Raw genomic sequence first — 23,400 nt, forward strand, 5'->3', positions numbered from 1 at the left:
CTCTTTTTTAGTTTAGAGTTTGAACAAGTACTGGTTTCCAGCCCTCATTGTCTACCCAATCAATATTCACATAATATTTCTTGCCTGATTGTTTATCTTGTACGTTACCGTAAGCTTTATTCTTACCGTTATTTCCAATTCTATGGATAACTAATTGCTCTACTGGAACGTCAATTGCAGCTGAAATAGCTTGATTCATCTCATTCCAATCTGCTGTACCTTTTTTAAACGTCATCGCAGGTGTTGCACCTTGCTCTGTACCTACTGGCTTCCAAGAAGGTTTCGTATAAGCGTCAGTTGCTTTTGGCTGTGTTTTTTCAGCTGCTACTTTCTCGTTAGTTTTCGCTTCTTCTTCAGCTTTTTTCTGTTCTTCTTCAGCCTTTTGCTTCTCTTCTTCCTTCTTCTTAGCATCTGCCTTATCTTGCTCGTTCTTCTTCGTCTCTTCTTTGCCTTTAGCTTTCTCAGCTTTATTCTCTTTCGTTGTTTGCTGAGCTACTTTTTTATCACTAGAAGACGCTTGTTCTTTTCTTTCAGGAACAAACAATTGATATGATACAATAGCTACTAATATTAATACAATTGCAATTGCAATATTTAAAACACCGTTTTGACGACGTTTTTGTTGTTTCTGTTGGAATCTAGATCCTCCTGCCATTCTTCAAACCTCCATGCAGTTTTTCATACTTGCTATTGTAACATTAAATCTAGAAAGGTTGAACATTTACAATAATATTTTCACGAAATGAAAACATTTCACTATGAATTGCAAGATTACTTTTCATTCTCTAATCGATAGATTGATTCTACGATAGCTTTGAAAATAGGTGTAACTTTATTTTCACTGCTATTCGTTTCTATATCCACGACAACTAAAGCATATCTTGGGTTTTCATATGGAAAATAACCTGCAAACCAACGATTCACTTTCGCCCCTTTTCCTGTTTGCGCGGTCCCAGATTTTCCGGCGACACTTAGTGGCAACGACCTGAATGCGGCTCCTGTTCCTTTCTCTGTTGTTACAACGCCCCTTAATAACTCTTGTAATGTTTTCACCGCTTCATACGAAAGCTGTTTTCCACCTAATGTATGGTCTTCAAAAGTATAAAAGTCCGTTCCATTTTTATACTTTATTTTTTCCACAGCTTTCACTTCCATCTTTTCTCCATCCCTAGCAATCGTCGCCATCATATTTGCAATCGCCAGAGGTGACATACGTACATCTTTCTGTCCAATTGCTGTTTGCGCTACCGCCTTTTTACTATTCTTATTTCCTTCACTTCCCCAAATCGTAACCTTCTTCTCCTCTGGCATTTGCTCAAAATGAGTTGTATGAAATACAGAACCTTTCCATCCAACCTTACCAGCGGCTCCTAACGCTTCTACGTAAGTTTCTAACACCATCTCATCCTTTTGTATTAGCTCATTACCTAGTTCTGAAAATGTCCTATTACAGCTTCTAGCAAAGCTCTCTTTAAAACTAAGTGTACCCATCATAACTTGTGGGTGGTCTTCACCATATAGATCTTGATTACAATTAAATGTACGATTCAACACATTTTCATTTTGATCAATCACTGCTGCTGCAACTATTGTTTTAAAAACAGAACCGGGAAAATGTGGTGTTAACATTTGATTTTCAAGTGTAGTGGTATATAAACGCTCATCCTTCACCTGCACAGATGGTTTACTGACCATCGCTAAAATTTCATTTTTCTTTACATCAAGTAATACTAGTCCTCCCTTCTTTATTCCGCTTGCTTCAACCACCTCTTCTGCTTTTTGCTGTAACCCGTTATGTAAAGTAGTTTGAATCGTCACCGGATAAAACGGATTTCCAGGCGCAGTATATTTCGCTTGTTTTCCAAAAATCGGTTCTCCTTGTCGGTCCACTTGATACAATACTTTTGCCTCTCCATCGGTCAAAAGAAATTCATCAAATGATTGCTGCAATCCTGAAATGCCAATTGGCGTTTGCCTTGAAATATTTCTTACTTCTCCGTATCGTTTTTCAAATTCTCGTTCATTCTCCCCCACATCGCCAATTAAATGATTCATCGCGTCAGCTTGCCGTAAACGAACTTCAGCTGCTACAATACCTAATACATTTAATTGATTCACCTTCTCCATCTGCTCTCGTACCAAGTGAAATGGACCATTTCCCCTTTGCACGATAAATGCACTTTTTTTGTCTTTCATTTGACTTTCAATCTCTTGTCTCGACACACCAATGATATGCGCAATTTTCTCTAACATGTCATTTTTTATTTGTAGAAATGGAAAAACAATTAAAACAGGATACTTTTTCTCACCTATTTCCTTACCGTTCCGATCTATAAAATGGCCTCGTCCATCATCTACCGTAATGGACTGCGTCCGCTGTGTAACACTTTTTTCAATTAAATTTATCTTACGGTCTGTAAATGATTCTGTATCTATAATTTGTATTTGAATTAAACGACAAAGTAAAATAAACATGATACATATAAAACAAATTAAAACAATTGTAATTCTCCGTTTTATTTTCATAAAAAAACACCTCGTCTATTATAGTTTGGACGGAGTGTTTCCTCTTTTATACAAATAAAAAAATCACTCGCTTTTACACGAGTGATTTTTTATTATTTTACAGAGATAATCTCTACTTGCATTTCTCCACCTGGAGTTTGGATTGCTACCTTCTCACCAATTTGCTTACCTAATAAGCTTTTTGCAATTGGAGAATCGTTAGAAATTCTTCCTTCAAATGGATCTGCTTCTGCGCTACCTACGATTGTGTAAGATTCTTCATCTCCACCTGGTAACTCTTTAAATGTTACTGTTTTACCTAATGTAACAACTGTAGATTCTTCGCCATTATCTGTGATGATAACTGCGTTACGAATCATGTTTTCTAATTGTGTAATACGTCCTTCTACGAACGCTTGCTCATCTTTCGCTGCATCGTACTCAGAGTTCTCAGAAAGATCTCCGAAGCTACGTGCAATCTTAATGCGCTCTACAACCTCTTTACGTTTTACCGTTTTTAAATCTTCAAGTTCGTTCTCTAACTTTTGCTTACCCTCTTGCGTCATAGGGTATGTTTTTTCTGTTGCCATATTTTCCACTCCTTTTATATACCAATCCCCCGAAAAAAAGAGGAGTTCCATATGAAAACTCCCCCACTTATATGTATAGCGGAGGTTTCTAGCACGCCTGTACTAGCGGAGTTGTCACATACAACCCCGTATTCCCAATTCTTCTTTATATAAAGAAGATATGTATGGAAAGTTGATATAAATATGCCCTCACCTATATATAGATGAGGTTGCATGTTTCATTGTATTCGATGGGAAGGGAAAAAATCCCTTCCTATCGTATATCTTTTACTATGCTATTACAAATTTACTTTTTGTTCAAGAATTGTTGCAATTTTTGTCACCATAATATCAATTGCAACATGGTTTTGTCCACCTTCAGGGATAATAATATCCGCAAATTTCTTAGAAGGCTCAATAAATTGATTGTGCATTGGACGTACAACACTTACGTATTGATCAATAACTGAATCCATCGTACGACCGCGCTCTTTAATATCACGCTGCATGCGGCGTAAAATACGAAGATCTGCATCTGTATCAACGAATAGCTTAATGTCCATTAACTCACAAAGACGTGGGTCTTCTAAAATAAGAATTCCTTCTAAAATGATTACATCTTTCGGCTCAACTGGAATAACTTCTTCTGAACGCGTATGCAATGTATAGTCATATACAGGCTTATCAATTTGCTCATATGCAAGCAACTGCTGCAAATGTTCAATTAACAGATCATTATCAAACGCAAGCGGATGATCATAATTTGTTTTTAAACGCTCTTCCATTGGTAAATGGCTTTGATCTTTGTAATAATAATCTTGCTCTAAGATTAAAATAGAATGACCTTTAAAATGGTCAAAAATCGCTTTCGTTACACTCGTTTTACCTGATCCCGAACCACCAGCAATTCCAATTACAACAGGCTTATTCGTCCCCATTCGACTATCACTCTTTCTTATTGAAGTATGTTTTTGCGCATCATATTATTCACATACACTGGTTGATCCACTTTGAATTTCACGATTTGCAACGGATGTCTCGCTGCATCTAATTCGTTTCCATCCTCATCCCAAATTTTCTCCACCGTCTGCGTAAAGTTTTCTATTTCTGGCCCAAAGAACTCCACTTCATGTCCTGGTTTGAAATGATTACGTTGCTCAATCGTTACGATGCCCGTTTCTTCATTATAATCTAACACTAAACCAGCGAAATCATACGTTGTTTTCTTACTATGATTTCCAAACATTTGCTCTTGATGTCCTGGAACCCCTTCAAAGAATGCGGGAGCTGTATCACGATTTGCACATTTATCAAGCTCATCTAACCATTCTTGTTTAAACTCAAAATTATCCGGATCCGCACAATACGCATCAATTACTTTACGGTATACCGTTGCTACAGTCGCTACGTAATGGATTGATTTCATACGTCCTTCAACTTTTAAGCTATCAATTCCAATTTCAATCATTTTCGGAATTGATAAAATTAAATTTAAGTCTTTTGGACTCATTGCAAAGTGAGCATCTTCTTCTTGGAATAGAGGAAGCTCTTTTGCATCTTTATGTTGTGATACTGTTTGAACTAAATCATAGTCCCAACGGCAAGATTGACAACAACCACCACGGTTAGAGTCACGTGCTGTCATATGGTTACTTAACGTACATCTGCCTGAATATGCGATACACATTGCACCATGGACGAATGCTTCAATTTCAATATCCACTTTTTCTTTAATTTCTTTCATTTCTTCATAGCTTGCTTCACGAGCTAATACAAGACGATGTAAACCTTCTTCTTTCCAATACTGTGCTGCTTTCCAGTTGGATAGTGATTGTTGTGTACTTAAATGCACTTCAACAGAAGGCGCTACACGTTTACACGTCTCGATAATAAGCGGATCAGCAACGATAATTCCCGTTACGCCAGCTTTTTCAATCCCTTTTAAATATTCCTCTAGCCCGTCCATATTTTCATTATGTGCAAAGATATTTGTTGTTACATATATTTTTGCTCCATATTTCTTTGCAAATTCAACACCTTCTGCCATATCTTCCAGTGTAAAGTTACCTGCATTCGAACGAAGACCAAATTCTTGTCCACCTAAATATACAGCATCTGCCCCGTAATGGATAGCTACTTTTAATTTTTCTAAGTTACCCGCAGGGATTAACAGTTCAGGTTTCTTCACAATAACGCGTTTGCCATCGATCACTCGTGAAATTTCTTGTACAGTCATTTCCTACACCCTCCTCGTTTAGTAAACCGTCTCTTTAAAGAAGAATCCTGTGTCTAACGGACGATTTACTGGTTGCATTTCTTCTATCTCTTTATATAAATCGTCTTTCACGTCATAATACGCATCACGATCTTCTACACATAAATCAATTGCTTTACGATATTTCTTCGTTACCTCAAGAATGTATGCAGAGCTTTTTAGTACACCATCAATTTTTAAGCTAGCGACTTCAGCGTCAATTAGCTCTTCTAACTCATCGATGAAACAAATATCGTTTGGACTCATAATGTGAGTACCATTTTCATCTTCATAAATTGGATATTTATTGTTACGCTCTGGGTCATATAAGAACATATTCTCTTCATATTTTTTCTTTTCAATGTCAAGATTACGTCCTTGATACTCAAAGTAGTTTCCTACTAATGAACGCTTCGATTGGAACATACAAGTCATACCGTGAATTTGTACTTCAAGTTCCACTTCAGCATTTTCTTTTAATTCAACAATTTCATCTAAACTAAGCTCACGAGCTAATACAGCACGTTTTGCTCCCCTTTGTCCCCAGTAGTTACAAGTAAACCAGTTTGTTGCTGTTGTTTCTGTATTCCAGTGCAATTGCATATTTGGTGCTACTTCTCGGACCGCCATTAATACTGCTGGATCTCCAAAAACAATTGCATCTACACTTACTTCATTTAAAAATGCAACATAATCTGTTAATTCGTCTACTTTATCATTGTGAAACATAGCGTTCATTGCTACGTATACTTTCACACCGTTCTCATGTGCAATCTTCACAGCTTGTTTCACATCTTCACGTGAAAATTCCCCCGCTAAACGTAAACCAAACTTTTGCTCACCGATCATTACCGCATCTGCTCCTGCTTTCGCAAGAGGTTCGATATCCGCCACTGCTTTTGGCGTTACTAACAATTCAGGTTTCTTCATACCTTGGTCACCCTCTCTTTTTACTAACAGCTACTCCATCACCAATTGGGAAAATCGTTGTATCATATCCTTCATGATTCATAAGCCATTCATTGTACGTCTTAATACGACGGATTAAACCACGTGTACGTCTGTTTTCAATTTTCTCTTTTGTCGTTACAAGCCCATGGTACATAACATTATCTGAAATAATTACGCCACCAGAATTTAATAACGGTTCATATAAGTCAAAAAAGCGACGATATTGTCCTTTTGCTGCATCAATAAAAATAACGTCAAATGTTCCATGTTCTTCTACTTGCTCGCCTGTTTCTAACGCATCACCGTAAATAACAGAAATACGCTTTTTAACTGGTGAACGTTCTATATATTCAAGTGCTTTTTCATATCGCTCACGATTGCGTTCAACTGTCACAATGCGAGAATTTGGAATAGCTTGCATCATACGAATACTAGAATAACCAATTGCTGTACCAAGCTCTAAAATGCTTTTTGGTCCAATTAAACGTAAAAATTGCAACATAAATTCCATTCCAAGTCGATCCATAATCGGCACATGATTTTCTTTCGCATAGTCTTCCATTTCAAGAATTAATTTATCTTTCGGATCAATAAATGATAATAGGTACTCGTTAACTGCATCCTCCATAATGGTCCTCCTTATTTACATGGAGAAGTGCCTCTATGACGTCTTTTCACACATAGAATGCAATAAAAATACAAGCCAGTTTCACCCTTAGCTTGTACGTCCCGTTTTGATATTAAAAACGATTCTTCTGCCAGTTTTTAACCCGATATATTTTACCACAAAAAAGAGGGATGTGCGACCTTTTTCGCTATCCCTCCCCATTTCACTGTTTTTTCGTAATATATTTTTGCTTTAATGCATTATGCTCGTCTAATGTTTTCGCATAATACACTTCACCAGTTGGTGCAGCTAAGAAATAATAATAATCTGTTTGCGCAGGTTCTAACGCCGCCTCCACTGAATGTTTACCCGAGTTTGCGATTGGACCAACTGGCAATCCTTTCACAACATACGTATTGTACGGTGAGTTTATCTTTAAATCTTCGTATAATACACGTTGTTTATGCTTTCCAAGTGCGTATAATACCGTTGGATCAGTTTGCAGTGGCATACCTTTCGCTAAACGATTGTAAAAGACACTAGAGATCTTTTGACGATCTGTAAAGCCTGTTGCCTCTTCTTCAATAAGTGAAGACAATGTTAAAAGCTGATGAACATCCCAGTTCTTCGCTTTCATTTTTGCCTCGTTTTGAACAATGATTGCATTCGTTTTCTCAAGCATTGGAATTACGATTTCTTCTAACGTCGTATCTTTTTTATAGAAAGAGTACGTCGCAGGATATAAATAACCTTCTAATGGATATTTAATATTGCTATCAAAGATTTTATCCGTTAATAACTTCGGATACTTTTGCTGCATTTTTTGAATAAATGCTTTATCGTTTAATTGACGTACAACATCATCTTTATTCCACTTTAATTCGTTTGCAACCGTCTCTGCAATTTCAGTTACTTGCGCACCTTCTTTTATCGTCACTTTATAAAGAGCTGGGCGATGAACGTTACCAGATGACATTTGTTCAATCACATCTGAGGCACTCATTGAAGGATTTAATAAATATGTACCCGCTTGTAAATTTTTCGATTTAGCCTTTGTATAAAAACTAAAAACTGTACCGTTTTTCACAGCACCTTTTTCTTCTAAAACCTCACCAATTTTACTAGTAGATGATCCCTTGGGAATTTCTACTTCAATCTCTTTTTTATTTCCGCTATCAACTGGTCCTAATGCGGATGAAATATACGCATAGACTGAACCACAAACTAAAAGCAGTGCAATAATCGAAAATAAAAAAAGACGTCTACGCTTCTTTTTCACTTGATTCTCTATCAACACTCTTCCTCCTTAATTAAATTGTAGACCGCATGTATATCTTTCTATACAACACGACATAAAAACACAATAAATTTATTTATCTTTTTTAGATAGACATTTTATTTTTCTACAATCCGTCTCATTATACTACAAAGGATTGCAAGGTTTCGACAAAAAATCTTTCATTTTACATATAAAAAAAGATGGACTATATGTCGTCCATCTTTTCAGTACTTATTATTCAGCTTCTTGCTCATCAGCTAGAGTGTTGAACATTTCTTGTACCATTTCCCACTCTTCTTCAGATTCGATTGGAAGTAAACTTCCGCCCTCTTCTTCATTTTGCTCATAAGCCATTGCGTCATAAATTGGGTCTCCATCTTCGTCTACTTCACCGATTGGAGAGAAGACTACGTATGATTTTTTGCCAAATTTTTCAGCATCAAAAGTGAAAATAATTTCACATAAATGTTCGTTACCTTTTTCGTCTACAATTGTAATTTGATTTTCTTCCATTTTGGTCACCTCTTATTTACTATCTAAAAATCCTTGTAAGATTACGACTGCAGCCATCTTATCGATTACTTGCTTTCGCTTCTTACGGCTTACATCAGCTGAAATGAGCAGACGTTCCGCTGCCATCGTCGACAAACGCTCGTCCCACATTACAACGTCTAATTGTAACAGCTCTCGTAGGTTTTCTGCAAATTGTTGGCACGCTTCACCACGTGGGCCAATTGTACCATTCATATTTTTAGGTAAACCTACTACTATTTTGTCCACATTGTACTGCTTTACTAACTCAGAAATACGATCAAAACCAAAGTGGCCTCGTTCTTCGTTAATCCTGATTGTTTCCAGTCCTTGCGCTGTCCAGCCCATTTCGTCGCTCATCGCAACTCCGACTGTTTTTGTACCTACATCTAAACCTAATATCCGCATAAATTACTCCTCACGATGATGTTTCAAGTAAGACTTCACAAGCTCTTCAATTAACTCATCACGTTCAAGCTTGCGAATGATGCTTCGTGCATCTTTATGGCGAGGTATGTATGCTGGGTCTCCACTTAATAAATAACCGACGATTTGGTTAATCGGATTATAACCTTTTTCTTGAAGTGCATCATACACAGTTAAAAGTACATCATTTACATGGACACTCTGTTTTTCATCTTGAATGCTAAACTTCATTGTTTTATCAAAACCGTCCATTTCAAGCACCTCACTTATATAGTAAGTATAGGGAGAAGAACTTCTCCTCTCCCTACCATTGTACACTACTATCTCTTTATTTTGAAACAGATTTAACGTACTCTTGTACAAATGCTAAAGCTTCCTCAACTTGCGCTGGGTTTTTACCGCCCGCTTGTGCCATATCAGGACGGCCACCACCACCGCCGCCACAACGAGAAGCTACTTCTTTCACAAGTTTACCAGCATGGTATCCTTGGCTAATTAAATCTTTCGTTACGCCAGCTAAGATGTTTACTTTATCATCACTTACAGACGCTAATACGACAACTGCAGATTCTAATTTATTTTTTAGGTCATCCATCATCGTACGTAAGTTGTTCATATCTGCAACATTTACTTTTGCTGCTAATACGTTCACGCCATCAACTGTCATTACTGAATCAGTTAAGTTTCCAGCTTCAATATTGCTTAATTTTGCTGCAAGAGATTCATTTTCTTTTTGAAGTTGTTTTACTTCAGCAAATAAACCATCTACTCTTGTTAAAATATCTTTCGGATTTGTTTTCATTTTTCCTGCTGCTTCTTTTAATAAACCTACTTGATCGTTCATTAATTCGTATGCAGACTTACCAGTTACCGCCTCAATACGACGAGTTCCTGCACCAATACCAGACTCAGCAACGATTTTGAAAATACCGATAGAAGCTGTGTTATCAACGTGACAACCACCGCAAAGCTCTAAGCTGTAATCGCCAACTTGTACAACGCGTACAACATCACCGTATTTTTCACCGAATAATGCCATTGCGCCCATTTCTTTCGCTTCTTCGATTGCTTTTTGAGAAATCTCAACATCAATACTTTCCCAAATTTTCTCGTTTACGATACGCTCAATTTTTTCTAATTCGTCAGCTTGTACTTGACCGAAGTGAGAGAAGTCAAAGCGTAAACGTTCAGAAGTTACAAGAGAACCCGCTTGGTTTACGTGCGTTCCAAGTACGTCTTTTAATGCTTGGTGTAGTAAGTGAGTTGCTGTATGGTTTTTCACAACACTACTACGGTTCTTTGTATCAATGATAGCTTTCACAGCAGCATCTTTCGTTAATGTGCCTTCTTCAACAACAACTTTGTGCAAGTTTTGGCCGTTTGGTGCTTTTTGTACGTCTTTTACAAGAACTTTCACGCCGTCAGCAAGAAGGTAACCACGGTCTGCAATTTGTCCACCGCTTTCAGCATAGAATGGTGTTACATCAAGCATTAATTGTCCTTCTTCACCAGCTTGTAAGCTGTCTGTGTATTCGCCGTTTTTCACAAGTGCAACAACGTTACTTTCTGTTGCAACTGTACCGTAACCAACGAACTCACTCGCTACTTTCACTTCTCCAAGGACACCGCCTTGAACTTGCATAGAGTCAACGTCTTGACGAGCAGCACGTGCACGCTCACGTTGTTTTTCCATTTCATTTTCAAAGCCTTCTTGATCAACTGTCATGCCAGCTTCTTCTGCATATTCTTCTGTTAATTCAATTGGGAAACCGTATGTGTCATATAGACGGAATGCATCTACTCCAGAAATAACAGTTGTTTTTTCTTCTTTTGCTTTTGTGATAACTTCAGCTAAAATTGCTTCACCATCATGAAGTGTTTCGTGGAAACGCTCTTCTTCGTTTTTCACAACTTTTGCGATGAAATCTTTCTTCTCAAGTACTTCTGGGTAGAAGTCTTTCATTACTTCTCCAACAACCGGCACTAATTCAAACATGAATGGACGGTTGATGTTTAATTTCTTCGAATAACGAACAGCGCGGCGTAATAAACGACGTAATACATAACCACGGCCTTCGTTAGATGGAAGAGCACCGTCACCAACAGCAAATGTTACTGTACGGATATGGTCAGCAATTACTTTAAACGCCATATCTTTTTCTAAGTCACCATTACGATACTTCTCACCAGAGATTGATTCTGTTGCGCCAATCATCGGCATGAATAAGTCTGTGTCAAAGTTTGTAGGTACATCTTGAACGATAGATGTCATACGCTCTAGACCCATCCCTGTATCGATGTTCTTCTTAGGAAGTGGTGTATATGAACCATCTGGATTATGGTTAAATTGAGAGAATACAAGGTTCCATACTTCTAAGTAACGCTCATTTTCTCCGCCTGGATATAATTCTGGGTCACTAAAGTCATTACCGTAAGCTTCTCCGCGGTCATAGAAAATCTCTGTATTCGGTCCACTTGGTCCTTCACCGATATCCCAGAAGTTTTCTTCTAAACGGATGATGCGCTCTTTTGGGACACCCATTTTCTCATTCCAAATTGTGAATGCTTCTTCATCTTCTGGATGGATTGTAACTGAAAGTAATTCTTTATCGAATCCGATCCATTTGTCGCTCGTTAAGAACTCCCAAGCCCAAGTAATTGCTTCTTCTTTAAAGTAATCACCGATTGAGAAGTTCCCTAACATTTCAAAGAATGTATGGTGACGAGCTGTTTTCCCTACGTTTTCAATATCGTTTGTACGAATTGATTTTTGAGCATTTGTAATACGTGGATTTTGCGGGATTACACGTCCATCAAAATATTTTTTTAATGTTGCTACACCACTGTTAATCCATAAAAGAGATGGATCCTCATGTGGAACTAGTGATGCACTAGGTTCTACTGCATGTCCTTTTTCTTGGAAAAAGTCTAAAAACATTTGACGAATTTGTGCGCCTGTTAGTTGTTTCATTGTATTTTCCTCCTTAAATATAAAAAACTCCCGCCCCTATAAAAGGGACGAGAGTTAACTCGCGATACCACCCTAATTATGAATTGATTACTATAACAATCAACTCATCACCTCATGGTGCCGTAACGTGGCAAAACGGCAGTGATTAGCTGCTCTCAGGATTAGCTTTCTGTTACCCTTCATTTAAAGCTTCTTTCAGCCATATGGAAGCTTCTCTCTATAAATGGACTGTAACGTACTTGTTCCGTCATTGATTTAATGTATTATATGACTAAATATAATAGAATTCTCTTAAGTTTGTCAATGTAGATAATCATTTATATTATATCAATTGCTTATTAATCATAGCTATTCTACTAGTCATTCTTAACAGCCTTTTCATATATTATGCATGTATTAACAAATTGTACTATCCTTACGAACTTTTCTGAATATTATATTTTCGTTATAATTAAATTATCAACAATAAAGGAGCGATTACAATGACAACCTTATTAAGCAAAGCAAAAACTATATTAACGACTGACGAAACAATATTGTTTTACGTAGCATGTTCATTAGATATATTTATTTATCGTTCCGTCGCAAGGCCGGGGCTGTTAATTTTAACGAACAAACGGCTCTTCTTTTATGGACCAGATGTAAGTAAGAATCCATTATTCGAGGAGTACTCTTTCGAAAAAATTTCTGACCTAAAAGAACAAAAGCGTCTTTTCAGCAATCAAATTATCTTTATGTATGATAATGAATGGAAAAAAATAAAACATATTCAAACAAATGATGTAAGCTCTCTCGTTCAACAAATACACGAGCAACTCTCAAAATAATGAAAGCTCTCTACCTTTATAGGTAGAGGGCTTTCTTATTACACATTTTCTTTTTTCCAAAGAGGCCTTACATGAACGATCACTGTACGAATGACTGCTAAAATTGGAACTGATATGAGTAATCCTACAATTCCTGCCACTTCTCCTCCAACTAGTAATGCCAGCATAATAATAACAGGATGCATACGAAGCGACTTACCAACGATGTAAGGGGATAAAATGTTACTTTCCAAAAATTGCAAAATAGCAATCGTAATTCCCGCCTTAATAAGTAAACTCGTTGATACCGTTGCCGCAATCATTAATGTCGGGATTGCTCCTAAAATCGGACCGAAGTACGGGATTATATCCGTTACCCCAATAATAATGCCGAGTAATAATGGATATTTCATACCGATAAACCAAAAAGAAAGAACAGATACGCCCCCTAATACTAAGCAAACAAATAACTGCCCTCGAATATAACTTCCGAGTGACTTATCAATTTCTTTCGCTAGCATTTGCCCAGTACTCCGCCACTTACTCGGGACTAGTTTCCAAAAGAGATGATAAAACTCACCGTAATCTTTTAATATGTAAAATACAATGAACGGTATTAAAAAAATAATGAGTAACGAATCGAGTACACCACGAGCTGTGCTCATCACTTTATTCAAAAGTGATTGTATCTTCGTTTCTACCCCACCAAAAATTTGTTTCACCTTTTCATGAATAAATGAAGGGAAATTCGCTGTTTGTTCCGTAACGCCATCCATCCAAGAATCATACATTTTTGTAAACTGCGGGAATTGTTCATTGATTTCTTGTAATTGCTTAATCACAACTGGCGTTCCTTTATAAATTCCATAACCAATTCCACCAAAGAAAAGGATGTAAATGAGCAAAATAGCGAGTGTGCGTGGCATCCCTTCCTTATGAATTTTTTCAATTAAAGGATGCAATAAATACGCAATAAAACACGCAATAAGAAACGGTGTAATGGCCACTTTAAATACAAAAATAATCGGTGCCCATAGCGGCTTAATTTTTAAAAAGACGAGCAAGCAAAGAAATACGAGTAACAATAACCCTAAACGATATATCCAAATAATTTTAAGATTCTTCACACGAAAAACCTCCTCCACCTTTATTTTGAAAATAAATAGGGTAGGTTATGTGCAAAAGTTTTAAAATCTTTTTATCCAGACCATACTGTTTTGTAAAGACGTACATATACATAACATAACAAGGACAACCACCCCTGAGAATGCAGCATGAAACAATATAATCAGGAGGGTTCATGATGGTTTTATTTATGCTCGTATTATCAGCACTTTTTATGATTCTTGAATGGGTTTGTATCGGGTTTGGTATTTGGAAAGGTTTCTTTATTCGTTCCTCACGAAAAGAAAGAGCGAAGCAATTATTTCATTACGGAATGCTTGGCGTTGGATGTTACGGCCTATCTTATCTCTTCTCTGAAATTGGACTTTTATATTTGCATACAAGTGCATAAAAAAACTCCCTTATGATGAAGGGAGTTTTTTGCGCTTATAGATAAGATTTAATCATCTTACGTGCTTTTTTCATATTGCGTTTTGAAAATACATCTTGCTTGCGAGCATATTGGTATGCTGCCGCTCCAACACCTAATGCGATTAATGAATTGCGTAGATTCAAAGTAAATCCCCCTTTTCGTTATCCGATCGTTCTTTCGTTCTCATCAAATAAATCATCAAGTGAGCTTAATGAACCATCTTCTTCTACTTGATGCGTATGGATTTTCCCCTTTGAAACCGATAATTCGATATAACAATTCCAGCAATAAAATTGGTTGACACCTATTTTTCCAATGTCTTTCCCTTTGCAATTTGGACAAATGAACATATGGCTTTCATCTCCTTACAGTCTCCCAGATTCTATTCGCCATTATGTCCAAACCGCATTCATTTATACATTGCTGGAGCCTTTCAACGTTATACGTTTGAAAGTTTCACTATATAATTTCACCTTGTTACATGAAATCATACGGTGAAATGTTTTCCACGTCCATTTCTTCACCATTAACTGTTACCATCTGTACTTCTCCTTGTGATTCTTGCAAGCGACTCGCTAAAGTCGTTTGACGCATTGCATCATCAAGGCGATTTACACCAGACTGGAATGCGGCTTCCTCCCCGCAAATAATAAGGAACTTCTTACTTCTTGTAATACCAGTATAAATTAAATTACGACGTAACATACGATTGTAACTTTTTACTATCGGCATGATTACGATTGGGAACTCACTACCTTGCGACTTATGAATCGAACAGCAATAGGCATGTGTAATTTGATTTAAATCTGGCTTTGTATACGTTACTTCAATTCCATCAAATGAAACGATAATCATATCTTGTTGCTCAACGTTTTCTTTCGCATAAAACACCGAAACAATTTCTCCAATATCCCCATTAAACACTTGGCTCTCCGGCTGATTAACGAGCTGCAATACTTTATCGCCTCTTCGGTATACAACATCACCGTAAGCAATTTCTTTACTCTTTTCCCTTTTCGGATTAAACACTTCTTGCAACGCTTCGTTTAGTACATTAATACCAGCAGGCCCACGGTACATCGGCGCCAATACTTGTACATCTCTTGCGCTAAACCCTTTTGTCTTAGCATTGTCACAAACCTTCTTAACAACCTCAACAATTTGAGCTCCTGTACACCCGATAAATGAACGATCTTTTTGATTTTGCGCTAAATCCGGTGGGAGCGTTCCATTTTTTATCGCATGGGCAAGTTGAATAACAGATGAGCCTTCCGCTTGACGATAAATTTCAGTAAGCTTTACTGTCGGAACTGCACCTGCATTCAATAAGTCTTTCAACACTTGTCCAGGGCCTACGGATGGTAATTGATCTTCATCACCTACAACGATAACTTGAATATTAGTCGGCAATGACTTAAACAGCTGATTTGCAAGCCAAATATCAACCATTGAAAATTCATCAATAATGAGTAATTTCCCTTGTACCGGATCCGTTTCATTACGCTGGAAAGACCCTTCTGGCGTCCAGCCAAGTAAACGGTGAATTGTACAAGCTGGAAGCCCTGTTGATTCACTCATTCGCTTCGCCGCTCTTCCTGTTGGAGCCGTTAATAATATCGGAAATGGATTATCATCACTGTATTCATTCGGATTTAACGATAGCCCGTGAAGTGATGCATACATTTCAACAATTCCTTTAATAACTGTTGTCTTCCCTGTTCCCGGTCCACCTGTCAATAACATCATCGGTTTATGAAGTGCCGTTTGAATCGCTTCTTGCTGAAATGGTGCATACTGTACATTCAGTTGTTCTTCAATTTGACCTAACGTCTTTAACACTTCTGCTTCAGGAAATGAAGGTGTTTCCTCTTGATTCATGAGCCTGCGGATAGACTTTACAACACCTTTTTCAGAGTAGAATAACGAAGCTAAATACACTCGTTCTTCTTCTATGATAACTTTCCCTTCACTTTGCATCATTTCAACGCAACCTACAATATCTTCTTCTGTCACTCTTCCTTCTTGATTATTTAAAAGTGACATCGTTTCTCTTACGAGTTGATCTTTCCCCATATAAACGTGACCAAGTTGTAATGATACATTTTCTAACGTATAAAAACATCCCGCACGTACACGATCATCATGATTACCCGATATCCCTAACGCACGTCCTATATCATCCGCTCTTCCAAATCCAATACCATCCACTTCTTCAATAAGCTGATATGGATTATTACGGATCACTTCTAATGTCATCTCTTTATATTGTTGGTAGATCTTAATAGAAAGCTTCGTTCCAAAACCGTAGCCATTTAAAAAGCTCATTACTTTCTCTAGCCCTTGATGTTCAACAATCGTCTCATATATTTCCTGAGCTTTTTGTTTGTTGACAACACCATTTAGCGCATCAGGATCATCCATAATTTTAGAAATGGCATGTTCCCCAAGATGGTCCACAATTTTTTCAGCTGTACGCTTTCCTATCCCTTTAAATAAATCACTCGCTAAATATTGCACCATACCAGCTTTTGTTTGCGGTAATTCTTTCTTAAACGTTTCAACTAAATATTGTTTCCCATACTTCGGATGGTCTTTAAAATGCCCTGTCAATGTAAACACTTCATCTTCATGCATGCGGGGAAAATGACCGTTTATCATCACTTTTTTTTCGTCGTACGTTTCATTCGTTTCAATGACTTTCATACTGACAACGGAATAGAGGTTTTCTTCGTTGTGGAAAATGGTATGAAGAACTTGCGCTTTTATAAACTTTTTCTCTTCCTCAAACAAATCCATTGCATGTTGATTTCCCATTCTTCCTCTCCTTTCCGATTTCATTTCACTTTAATGAGCAGTACATCCCCCACCTTTTTAGATGAGGGATAACTACCCATTAAACTATATTTTCATCTTATTCAGCTTCTTGCTCTAATAAACGAACACCATTACCAGCTAAAAAGTGATCTGGTTGAATTTCAGTTGCTTTCTTAAATAAAGCAAGAGCCTTCTCGTTATTTTCTTCAAATACGTACGCAACACCTAAATTATAATACGCATCTGCATGCTCTTCATCCATTTCTAATACCTTTTCAAAATAAGGTTTCGCCTCTTGAATATGTTCTAAACGCGCAAAGCAAAGTCCGCACTGGAACATAGCTTCTACATCGTTTTCATCTAATTCTGTTGCTCTTTGTAAAAATGGCAGCGCAAGACGATCATTTCCAAGTTGCACATGTGTAATACCTAGCATAAATGTTACATCAGCTGATTGTAATCCAGCTTGCATCGCTTGTTCAAATACAGCTTTAGCCTCTGCAAATTGCTCTTGACCGTAATATACGTTTCCTAATCCATAATAAGCAGCAGCAGATTTATCATCTAACTCTAATGCACGTTTATAAAACAAAATTGCTCTTTCACTATCACCTAGTACATCTAATAAGTTCGCAAAATTAATGTATCCAAGCGCATCTTTCGGATTTTCTTCGATTGCTTCTGTGAAATTTTTAGCAGCTTCTTCCCAGTTTCCTTCTTGCATATATTGAATACCTGTTTCAAGTTTGTTTGACATGTCCTTCACCTCTACAACAAATTATAACAAAGAATGTATTTTCCAAGCGAACGAAAATTCGCTTTATGTAAAAGAAACCTCTAACCGCGAATCGGCAGAGGCTTCTCTTTTTATCCTAAATAATCCAATTTCTTACCGCTACGGTACACTTCATCAATTGTAGCACCGCCTAAGCACTCATCTCCATCATAGAAAACAACTGCTTGTCCTGGTGTAATTGCACGAATTGGCTCGTCACAAAGAATGCGAACTGTATTTTCATCAACGATTTGAACCGTTACTTTATTGTCTTCTTGACGATAACGGAATTTCGCTGTGCATTTAAATTCTTTTTCCTTCGCTTCATTACTTACCCAGCCAATATTCGTAGCAATAACTTCATCACCATATAGCAGTTCGTTATGGAATCCTTGGTCAACATATAAAATGTTTTCTTTCAGGTTTTTCCCAACAGCAAACCACGGATCACCGTTACCACCAATACCAAGGCCATGACGTTGTCCAATTGTATAGTACATTAAACCGTCATGCTTTCCTTTCACTTCACCAGATAATGTTTGCATCACACCTGGTTGTGCTGGTAAATAATTACTTAAGAAATCTTTAAAGTTACGCTCACCAATGAAGCAAATACCAGTACTATCTTTCTTCGCCGCTGTCGCTAAACCAGCTTCTTTCGCCATTTCACGAATTTGCGGTTTCTTCAGTTCACCGAGCGGGAACATTGTTTTTGATAATTGCTCTTGGCTTAATTGATTTAAGAAATACGTTTGGTCTTTATTGTCATCAACGCCGCGAAGCATTTTATATTCGCCGTCCATATAAGCAACGCGTGCATAATGACCTGTCGCTACATAATCAGCACCAAGCGCAATTGCATGCTCTAAAAATGCTTTAAATTTAATTTCTTTATTACACATTACATCTGGGTTTGGTGTACGACCAGCTCGGTACTCATCTAAGAAGTACGTAAATACTTTATCCCAGTATTGTTTTTCAAAGTTTACTGCATAATACGGAATGCCAATTTGGTTACACACTTCAATTACATCATTGTAATCTTCTGTTGCTGTGCAGACACCATTCTCATCTGTATCATCCCAGTTTTTCATAAAAATTCCGATTACATCATAACCTTGCTCTTTTAATAAAAGGGCTGCTACAGATGAATCGACGCCACCAGACATCCCGATGACAACGCGTGTTTCTTGAGGTAGTTTGTTCATCATGTCACCTCCTATGCTAATTTTGTGTTAATCGCTTCACGATTTTCACTGTTTCGTACGCCGCTTTCTCAATTTGCTCTTTCGTATTTCCAAGTCCGAAACTAAAGCGTACGGATGAACGTATTTGATCGGAGTCTTTTCCGAACATCGCTACTAATACATGTGATGGATCAATCGAACCAGCTGTACAAGCAGAACCACTTGATACCGCAATGCCAGCTAAGTCTAAGTTCACAAGAAACGGTTCAATGTTCATTCCTGTAAAACTAATATTAAGCACATGCGGTAAGCGATATTCTAAGTTTCCGTTTACCTCGAAAGTAATGTCTTCATTTTTGAAGACAGATACCATTATATCTTTAAACTCTTCATATTGGGCATTTTTTTGCTCACGAGTTTTTTCAGCTAGCAAAATTGCTTGCTGTAAACCAACGATACTCGGTACATTTTCAGTACCAGCACGGCGTTTTCTTTCTTGCTCCCCGCCTATTAATAACGGTTCAAATTTCACATTTGCACCAGCGAATAGGAACCCTACACCTTTTGGCCCATTAATTTTATGAGCTGAAATCGATAATAAATCAATGCCAAACTCTTTCACATCTATTTCTACTAATCCGTAAGCTTGTACCGCATCTGTATGGAAATAAGCTTGATGCTCTTTTAACAGCTTACCTATTTCCGCAATTGATTGCATCGTTCCAACTTCATTATTCCCAAACATAACGGATACAAGAATTGTCTCTTCTGTTAATGCCTTTTGTATGTCAGAAACTTGAACGCGTCCTGTTTCATCAACAGGTAAATATGTGACTTCAAACCCTTCACGCTCTAACAATTCACACGTATGCAGAATTGCGTGATGTTCAATTTGCGTCGTTATAATATGGTTACCTTTATGACGATTCGCACGTGCTACACCAATAAGTGCTAAATTATCAGCTTCTGTACCACCACTCGTAAATATAATTTCATTCGAATTCGCATGAATGCTACGTGCACACACACGTCTCGCCCCATCTACTGCATGGCGCGTTTGACGTCCATAAAAGTGAATACTAGACGGGTTCCCGAATATTTCTGTCATATATGGAATCATCTTTTCGACCACTTCTGGGTGAGTCGGAGATGTCGCAGCATGATCTAAGTAAATGCGTTCCATTAAATCTCCTTCTTTCCAAATCGTTTCACAAGGAATTAAATGTAAAACATATAGCCCCCGTGATTTTCTTCCTCATAACGTACTAAATCTTCTAACGTTGTACTATCTAACACTTCTTGCACCGCATCACGAACACGCATCCATAATTGGCGTTGTGCTGGTTCTTCTTCTTCTATCATTTCTACAACACTAATTGGACCCTCTAGTACACGGATTACATCCCCAGCTGTAATGTTAGCTGGCTGGTCTGACAATACATATCCGCCATATGCCCCGCGCGTACTCTTTACTAGACGAGCGTTACGAAGTGGTGAAATTAACTGCTCTAAGTAATGTTCCGATAAGTCATGTGCCTGCGCAATTGATTTTAAGGAAATCGGACCTTCACCAAACTTTTTTGCAAGATCGATCATAATTGTTAAGCCGTAGCGGCCTTTCGTTGAAATCTTCATCTATTTTGCACCTCTTTTCAAATTTTCACTTCTATTGGTTATATCTTATTTATAAAAGAACACAATTTAAAATCCTATGAAATTATAGCATAATATAGTATTATAAGAAATTTCAACTTGTGTATCAAAATGATAACATAAAATCACATTGAAAAACTCGGAAATTATTACAATTGAAAGAAAAATGAAAATATTAATATTCATTTTTCCCACAAAACGGCATCCTATTTCAAATTCCACTAAAAAAAATGATACGATAGAAAGAGATTATACATTAAGGGAGACGGTAAAAATGAAACAACCACTCGCACATCGAATGCGCCCTACAAATATTCAAGAAATTATCGGACAACAACATTTAGTTGGTGAAGGAAAGATTTTATGGCGAATGGTCCAAGCAAATCATTTTCAATCTATGATTTTATACGGTCCTCCAGGCACTGGAAAAACATCCATTGCGAGCGCAATTGCAGGGAGTACCGGAACCCCTTTTCGCCTATTAAATGCTGTTACTCATAATAAAAAAGATATGGAAGTTGTCGTACAAGAGGCAAAGATGCATCGACACCTTGTTTTAATTTTAGATGAAGTACACCGTCTAGATAAAGCAAAACAGGATTTTCTATTACCTCATTTAGAAAGTGGACTCCTTACCTTAATTGGTGCAACGACGAGTAATCCTTTCCATGCTATTAATTCTGCTATTCGAAGTCGTTGTCAAATCTTCGAATTACACGCATTAACAGAAGATGATCTTTTAATTGGCTTAAAACGAGCACTTGAAGATAAAGAAAAAGGTCTTGGAGAATATGATGTAACTGTTACGCCTGAAGCATTACATCACTTTGCAAATGCATCAGGCGGAGATATGCGTTCCGCTTATAACGCACTTGAACTAGCTGTTTTATCTAGCTTTACAACAGATGACAAAGCTGCGGAAATTACGCTAGAAATCGCAGAAGAATGCTTACAAAAAAAGAGCTTCGTTCACGACAAAGGTGGAGATGCTCATTATGATGTATTATCGGCATTTCAAAAATCGGTGCGCGGAAGTGATGTAAATGCAGCACTTCATTATTTAGCACGCCTTATTGAAGCTGGTGATTTACAGAGCATTGGTAGACGGCTTCTTATTATGGCATATGAAGATATCGGACTTGCTAGCCCACAAGCCGGACCGCGTACACTAGCAGCTATAGAATCAGCTGAACGAGTTGGATTCCCAGAGGCACGCATACCACTTGCAAATGCTGTTATCGAGCTTTGCCTATCACCAAAATCAAACTCAGCTTATAAAGCACTTGATGCTGCACTACACGATTTACGTAACGGTCAAACAGGCGACATCCCAAGTCATTTAAAAGATAGTCATTACAAAGGCGCAGAATCACTTGGCAGAGGCATTGGATACTTATATCCACACGACAATCCAAATGGCTGGGTACAACAACAATACTTACCTGATAAAATTAAAAACAAACAATATTATAAACCGAAAACGACAGGGAAATTTGAGCAAGCACTTTCTACTGTATATGAAAGATTACAAAGTTCGAATAAAACGAAAAATAAAGGGTAACATAAGCGAAAACGTCACCATTATGGAGGCTTCGCTTATGAAAACACGTCAAGATGCATGGACAAAAGAAGACGATCTCCTTTTAGCAGAAACTGTTTTACGACATATTCGTAGCGGCAGTACACAAATAAAAGCATTCGATGAAGTCGGCGATACATTGAACCGCACTTCAGCAGCTTGCGGCTTTCGATGGAATGCTGAAGTACGACCGAATTACGAAGATGCGGTGCAACTTGCAAAAAAACAACGTAAAGAATTAAAACGCTCTGAAGCTAAAATAGAAAAAGAGCATTTCACGCAAACGAAACAACTCGTAATCGATGCCGAGTTTTCAGAAGATATTACGCCAAATAAACAAGAACTTACAATGCAAAGTGTCATTTCATTTTTGCAAAACTTAGAGCACAATAACCCTTCACTCGCAAAGTTACAAACTGAAAATGACGTATTACAAGCTCAGCTCACATCCCTGCAAAAAACGAATCATGAACTCGAAGCAAAATTAGCAGTACTCTCAAAAAAACAACAAGCAATCGAAGAAGATTATGCAATGCTTGTTAGAATTATGGACCGTGCTCGAAAACTCGTTTCCGTTGAAGAACAAGAAGAACAGATTGCTCCCATTTTCAAGACAGATCAAAATGGAAATTTAGATATTATATATTCTGCTGAGAATTAGAAAAGGGATGTCACTTTTTTGACTAAGTGACATCCCTTTTTTTCTTCGTTAAAGAGTATATTGGCACATGAAATTACATCGATTTACCGACAAAAATTGACGAAATATGCCTCCCTGTCATACAAGAAAACTCCCGGATAATAATTGGATATTTTTTACTAAAATGTTATTATAAACATATATCTTTTAAGGGAGATGGTTACTATTTCATTAATAGTCTTCAAAATAACACTCGGTGTTCTCGTCCTAACTTTAGCTCTTTTCACCATTAACATTTTAAAAAAGACGTCCGCCT

General features: G+C 37.4%; 24 protein-coding genes and 1 other annotated feature. Of the genes, 4 read left to right on the forward strand and 20 right to left on the reverse strand.

The window, feature by feature from the left end:
* Positions 1-7: 7 nt before the first annotated feature.
* The 12 genes from MR113_RS08300 to alaS form a co-directional block, all read right to left on the reverse strand.
* On the reverse strand, positions 8-655 hold the full coding sequence (locus tag MR113_RS08300; RefSeq protein ID WP_242253347.1) for a YrrS family protein: 648 nt from the start codon (positions 653-655) through the stop codon (positions 8-10).
* A gap of 116 nt (positions 656-771) precedes the next feature.
* Positions 772-2,526, reverse strand: coding sequence for a peptidoglycan D,D-transpeptidase FtsI family protein (locus tag MR113_RS08305; RefSeq protein WP_242253349.1), 1,755 nt, complete (start codon positions 2,524-2,526; stop codon positions 772-774).
* A gap of 92 nt (positions 2,527-2,618) precedes the next feature.
* A complete protein-coding gene (gene greA, locus MR113_RS08310; RefSeq protein WP_000179964.1) occupies positions 2,619-3,095 on the reverse strand; it encodes a transcription elongation factor GreA in 477 nt (158 codons plus the stop codon).
* Between the two features lie 278 nt (positions 3,096-3,373).
* On the reverse strand, positions 3,374-4,012 hold the full coding sequence (gene udk / locus MR113_RS08315) for a uridine kinase (RefSeq protein WP_000537082.1): 639 nt from the start codon (positions 4,010-4,012) through the stop codon (positions 3,374-3,376).
* A gap of 17 nt (positions 4,013-4,029) precedes the next feature.
* The gene (locus MR113_RS08320) at positions 4,030-5,310 is read right to left on the reverse strand and encodes a peptidase U32 family protein (RefSeq protein ID WP_242253351.1); all 1,281 of its coding nucleotides are present in this window, start codon (positions 5,308-5,310) and stop codon (positions 4,030-4,032) included.
* A gap of 18 nt (positions 5,311-5,328) precedes the next feature.
* Positions 5,329-6,258, reverse strand: coding sequence for a peptidase U32 family protein (locus tag MR113_RS08325; protein ID WP_242253357.1), 930 nt, complete (start codon positions 6,256-6,258; stop codon positions 5,329-5,331).
* Between the two features lie 7 nt (positions 6,259-6,265).
* Positions 6,266-6,907 (reverse strand): O-methyltransferase, encoded by a 642-nt coding sequence (locus MR113_RS08330; protein WP_242253359.1) that lies wholly within the window; start codon positions 6,905-6,907, stop codon positions 6,266-6,268.
* A gap of 202 nt (positions 6,908-7,109) precedes the next feature.
* Positions 7,110-8,180 (reverse strand): endolytic transglycosylase MltG, encoded by a 1,071-nt coding sequence (gene mltG, locus MR113_RS08335; RefSeq protein ID WP_242253374.1) that lies wholly within the window; start codon positions 8,178-8,180, stop codon positions 7,110-7,112.
* Positions 8,181-8,399: 219 nt separating this feature from the next.
* Positions 8,400-8,678: a DUF1292 domain-containing protein gene (locus MR113_RS08340; protein ID WP_000392245.1), complete on the reverse strand. Its 279-nt coding sequence runs from the start codon at positions 8,676-8,678 to the stop codon at positions 8,400-8,402.
* Between the two features lie 12 nt (positions 8,679-8,690).
* Positions 8,691-9,104: a Holliday junction resolvase RuvX gene (ruvX, locus tag MR113_RS08345; protein ID WP_001221203.1), complete on the reverse strand. Its 414-nt coding sequence runs from the start codon at positions 9,102-9,104 to the stop codon at positions 8,691-8,693.
* 3 nt (positions 9,105-9,107) lie between these two features.
* Complete coding sequence (locus MR113_RS08350; protein ID WP_000348590.1) at positions 9,108-9,374, reverse strand: IreB family regulatory phosphoprotein; 267 nt, start codon at positions 9,372-9,374, stop codon at positions 9,108-9,110.
* Positions 9,375-9,450: 76 nt separating this feature from the next.
* Positions 9,451-12,093 (reverse strand): alanine--tRNA ligase, encoded by a 2,643-nt coding sequence (gene alaS, locus MR113_RS08355; RefSeq protein WP_242253376.1) that lies wholly within the window; start codon positions 12,091-12,093, stop codon positions 9,451-9,453.
* 40 nt (positions 12,094-12,133) lie between these two features.
* Positions 12,134-12,353: a binding site (T-box leader), on the reverse strand.
* 222 nt (positions 12,354-12,575) lie between these two features.
* On the opposite strand from alaS, the gene MR113_RS08360 reads away from it, so the two are divergent.
* Positions 12,576-12,920, forward strand: a complete 345-nt coding sequence (locus MR113_RS08360) for a PH domain-containing protein (RefSeq protein ID WP_242253391.1) — start codon at positions 12,576-12,578, stop codon at positions 12,918-12,920.
* 38 nt (positions 12,921-12,958) lie between these two features.
* On the opposite strand, the gene MR113_RS08365 is transcribed toward MR113_RS08360, so the two are convergent.
* Positions 12,959-14,026: an AI-2E family transporter gene (locus MR113_RS08365; protein ID WP_242253393.1), complete on the reverse strand. Its 1,068-nt coding sequence runs from the start codon at positions 14,024-14,026 to the stop codon at positions 12,959-12,961.
* A 176-nt stretch (positions 14,027-14,202) separates the two neighbouring features.
* Here MR113_RS08365 and MR113_RS08370 point away from each other — a divergent pair, with 176 nt between their 5' ends.
* Complete coding sequence (locus MR113_RS08370; RefSeq protein ID WP_000242555.1) at positions 14,203-14,415, forward strand: hypothetical protein; 213 nt, start codon at positions 14,203-14,205, stop codon at positions 14,413-14,415.
* Positions 14,416-14,450: 35 nt separating this feature from the next.
* Here MR113_RS08370 and MR113_RS08375 read toward each other — a convergent pair whose 3' ends face one another.
* From MR113_RS08375 to cymR, 7 genes are all read right to left on the reverse strand, one after another.
* Positions 14,451-14,579, reverse strand: a complete 129-nt coding sequence (locus MR113_RS08375) for a YrzQ family protein (RefSeq protein WP_001053553.1) — start codon at positions 14,577-14,579, stop codon at positions 14,451-14,453.
* 18 nt (positions 14,580-14,597) lie between these two features.
* A complete protein-coding gene (locus MR113_RS08380) occupies positions 14,598-14,786 on the reverse strand; it encodes a hypothetical protein (protein ID WP_000469281.1) in 189 nt (62 codons plus the stop codon).
* Positions 14,787-14,913: 127 nt separating this feature from the next.
* Entirely contained in the window at positions 14,914-17,250 is a 2,337-nt protein-coding gene (recD2, locus tag MR113_RS08385; RefSeq protein ID WP_097844005.1) for an SF1B family DNA helicase RecD2, read from the reverse strand.
* Between the two features lie 97 nt (positions 17,251-17,347).
* Entirely contained in the window at positions 17,348-18,007 is a 660-nt protein-coding gene (locus tag MR113_RS08390; protein ID WP_073516586.1) for a tetratricopeptide repeat protein, read from the reverse strand.
* Positions 18,008-18,117: 110 nt separating this feature from the next.
* A complete protein-coding gene (gene mnmA, locus MR113_RS08395) occupies positions 18,118-19,233 on the reverse strand; it encodes a tRNA 2-thiouridine(34) synthase MnmA (protein ID WP_048531354.1) in 1,116 nt (371 codons plus the stop codon).
* 16 nt (positions 19,234-19,249) lie between these two features.
* Positions 19,250-20,395 carry a cysteine desulfurase family protein gene (locus tag MR113_RS08400; RefSeq protein ID WP_242253400.1) on the reverse strand — a complete coding sequence of 382 codons (1,146 nt, stop codon included), beginning with the start codon at positions 20,393-20,395 and terminating at the stop codon, positions 19,250-19,252.
* 35 nt (positions 20,396-20,430) lie between these two features.
* Entirely contained in the window at positions 20,431-20,847 is a 417-nt protein-coding gene (gene cymR / locus MR113_RS08405; protein ID WP_000704116.1) for a cysteine metabolism transcriptional regulator CymR, read from the reverse strand.
* Positions 20,848-21,139: 292 nt separating this feature from the next.
* Between cymR and MR113_RS08410 the strand changes: the two genes are divergently transcribed.
* Positions 21,140-22,426 (forward strand): replication-associated recombination protein A, encoded by a 1,287-nt coding sequence (locus tag MR113_RS08410; RefSeq protein WP_000812939.1) that lies wholly within the window; start codon positions 21,140-21,142, stop codon positions 22,424-22,426.
* A gap of 37 nt (positions 22,427-22,463) precedes the next feature.
* Positions 22,464-23,105 (forward strand): RsfA family transcriptional regulator, encoded by a 642-nt coding sequence (locus MR113_RS08415; RefSeq protein WP_000857720.1) that lies wholly within the window; start codon positions 22,464-22,466, stop codon positions 23,103-23,105.
* The last annotated feature ends 295 nt before the right edge of the window (positions 23,106-23,400 follow it).

Source organism: Bacillus cereus group sp. BfR-BA-01379, assembly GCF_022663605.1.
GTDB lineage: Bacteria > Bacillota > Bacilli > Bacillales > Bacillaceae_G > Bacillus_A > Bacillus_A mobilis.

Bases quoted from the DNA above. Each gene is read 5' to 3' on its own strand.
- MR113_RS08360 (WP_242253391.1), top strand. From the start codon at position 12,576: ATGACAACCTTATTAAGCAAAGCAAAAACTATATTAACGACTGACGAA.
- MR113_RS08410 (WP_000812939.1), top strand. From the start codon at position 21,140: ATGAAACAACCACTCGCACATCGAATGCGCCCTACAAATATTCAAGAA.
- MR113_RS08390 (WP_073516586.1), bottom strand. From the start codon at position 18,007: ATGTCAAACAAACTTGAAACAGGTATTCAATATATGCAAGAAGGAAAC.
- MR113_RS08340 (WP_000392245.1), bottom strand. From the start codon at position 8,678: ATGGAAGAAAATCAAATTACAATTGTAGACGAAAAAGGTAACGAACAT.
- MR113_RS08415 (WP_000857720.1), top strand. From the start codon at position 22,464: ATGAAAACACGTCAAGATGCATGGACAAAAGAAGACGATCTCCTTTTA.
- MR113_RS08400 (WP_242253400.1), bottom strand. From the start codon at position 20,395: ATGGAACGCATTTACTTAGATCATGCTGCGACATCTCCGACTCACCCA.
- recD2 (WP_097844005.1), bottom strand. From the start codon at position 17,250: ATGGGAAATCAACATGCAATGGATTTGTTTGAGGAAGAGAAAAAGTTT.
- MR113_RS08330 (WP_242253359.1), bottom strand. From the start codon at position 6,907: ATGGAGGATGCAGTTAACGAGTACCTATTATCATTTATTGATCCGAAA.
- greA (WP_000179964.1), bottom strand. From the start codon at position 3,095: ATGGCAACAGAAAAAACATACCCTATGACGCAAGAGGGTAAGCAAAAG.
- MR113_RS08370 (WP_000242555.1), top strand. From the start codon at position 14,203: ATGGTTTTATTTATGCTCGTATTATCAGCACTTTTTATGATTCTTGAA.
- udk (WP_000537082.1), bottom strand. From the start codon at position 4,012: ATGGGGACGAATAAGCCTGTTGTAATTGGAATTGCTGGTGGTTCGGGA.
- MR113_RS08350 (WP_000348590.1), bottom strand. From the start codon at position 9,374: ATGGACGGTTTTGATAAAACAATGAAGTTTAGCATTCAAGATGAAAAA.
- MR113_RS08300 (WP_242253347.1), bottom strand. From the start codon at position 655: ATGGCAGGAGGATCTAGATTCCAACAGAAACAACAAAAACGTCGTCAA.
- MR113_RS08320 (WP_242253351.1), bottom strand. From the start codon at position 5,310: ATGACTGTACAAGAAATTTCACGAGTGATCGATGGCAAACGCGTTATT.
- ruvX (WP_001221203.1), bottom strand. From the start codon at position 9,104: ATGCGGATATTAGGTTTAGATGTAGGTACAAAAACAGTCGGAGTTGCG.
- MR113_RS08305 (WP_242253349.1), bottom strand. From the start codon at position 2,526: ATGAAAATAAAACGGAGAATTACAATTGTTTTAATTTGTTTTATATGT.
- alaS (WP_242253376.1), bottom strand. From the start codon at position 12,093: ATGAAACAACTAACAGGCGCACAAATTCGTCAAATGTTTTTAGACTTT.
- MR113_RS08325 (WP_242253357.1), bottom strand. From the start codon at position 6,258: ATGAAGAAACCTGAATTGTTAGTAACGCCAAAAGCAGTGGCGGATATC.
- MR113_RS08380 (WP_000469281.1), bottom strand. From the start codon at position 14,786: ATGTTCATTTGTCCAAATTGCAAAGGGAAAGACATTGGAAAAATAGGT.
- mnmA (WP_048531354.1), bottom strand. From the start codon at position 19,233: ATGAACAAACTACCTCAAGAAACACGCGTTGTCATCGGGATGTCTGGT.
- cymR (WP_000704116.1), bottom strand. From the start codon at position 20,847: ATGAAGATTTCAACGAAAGGCCGCTACGGCTTAACAATTATGATCGAT.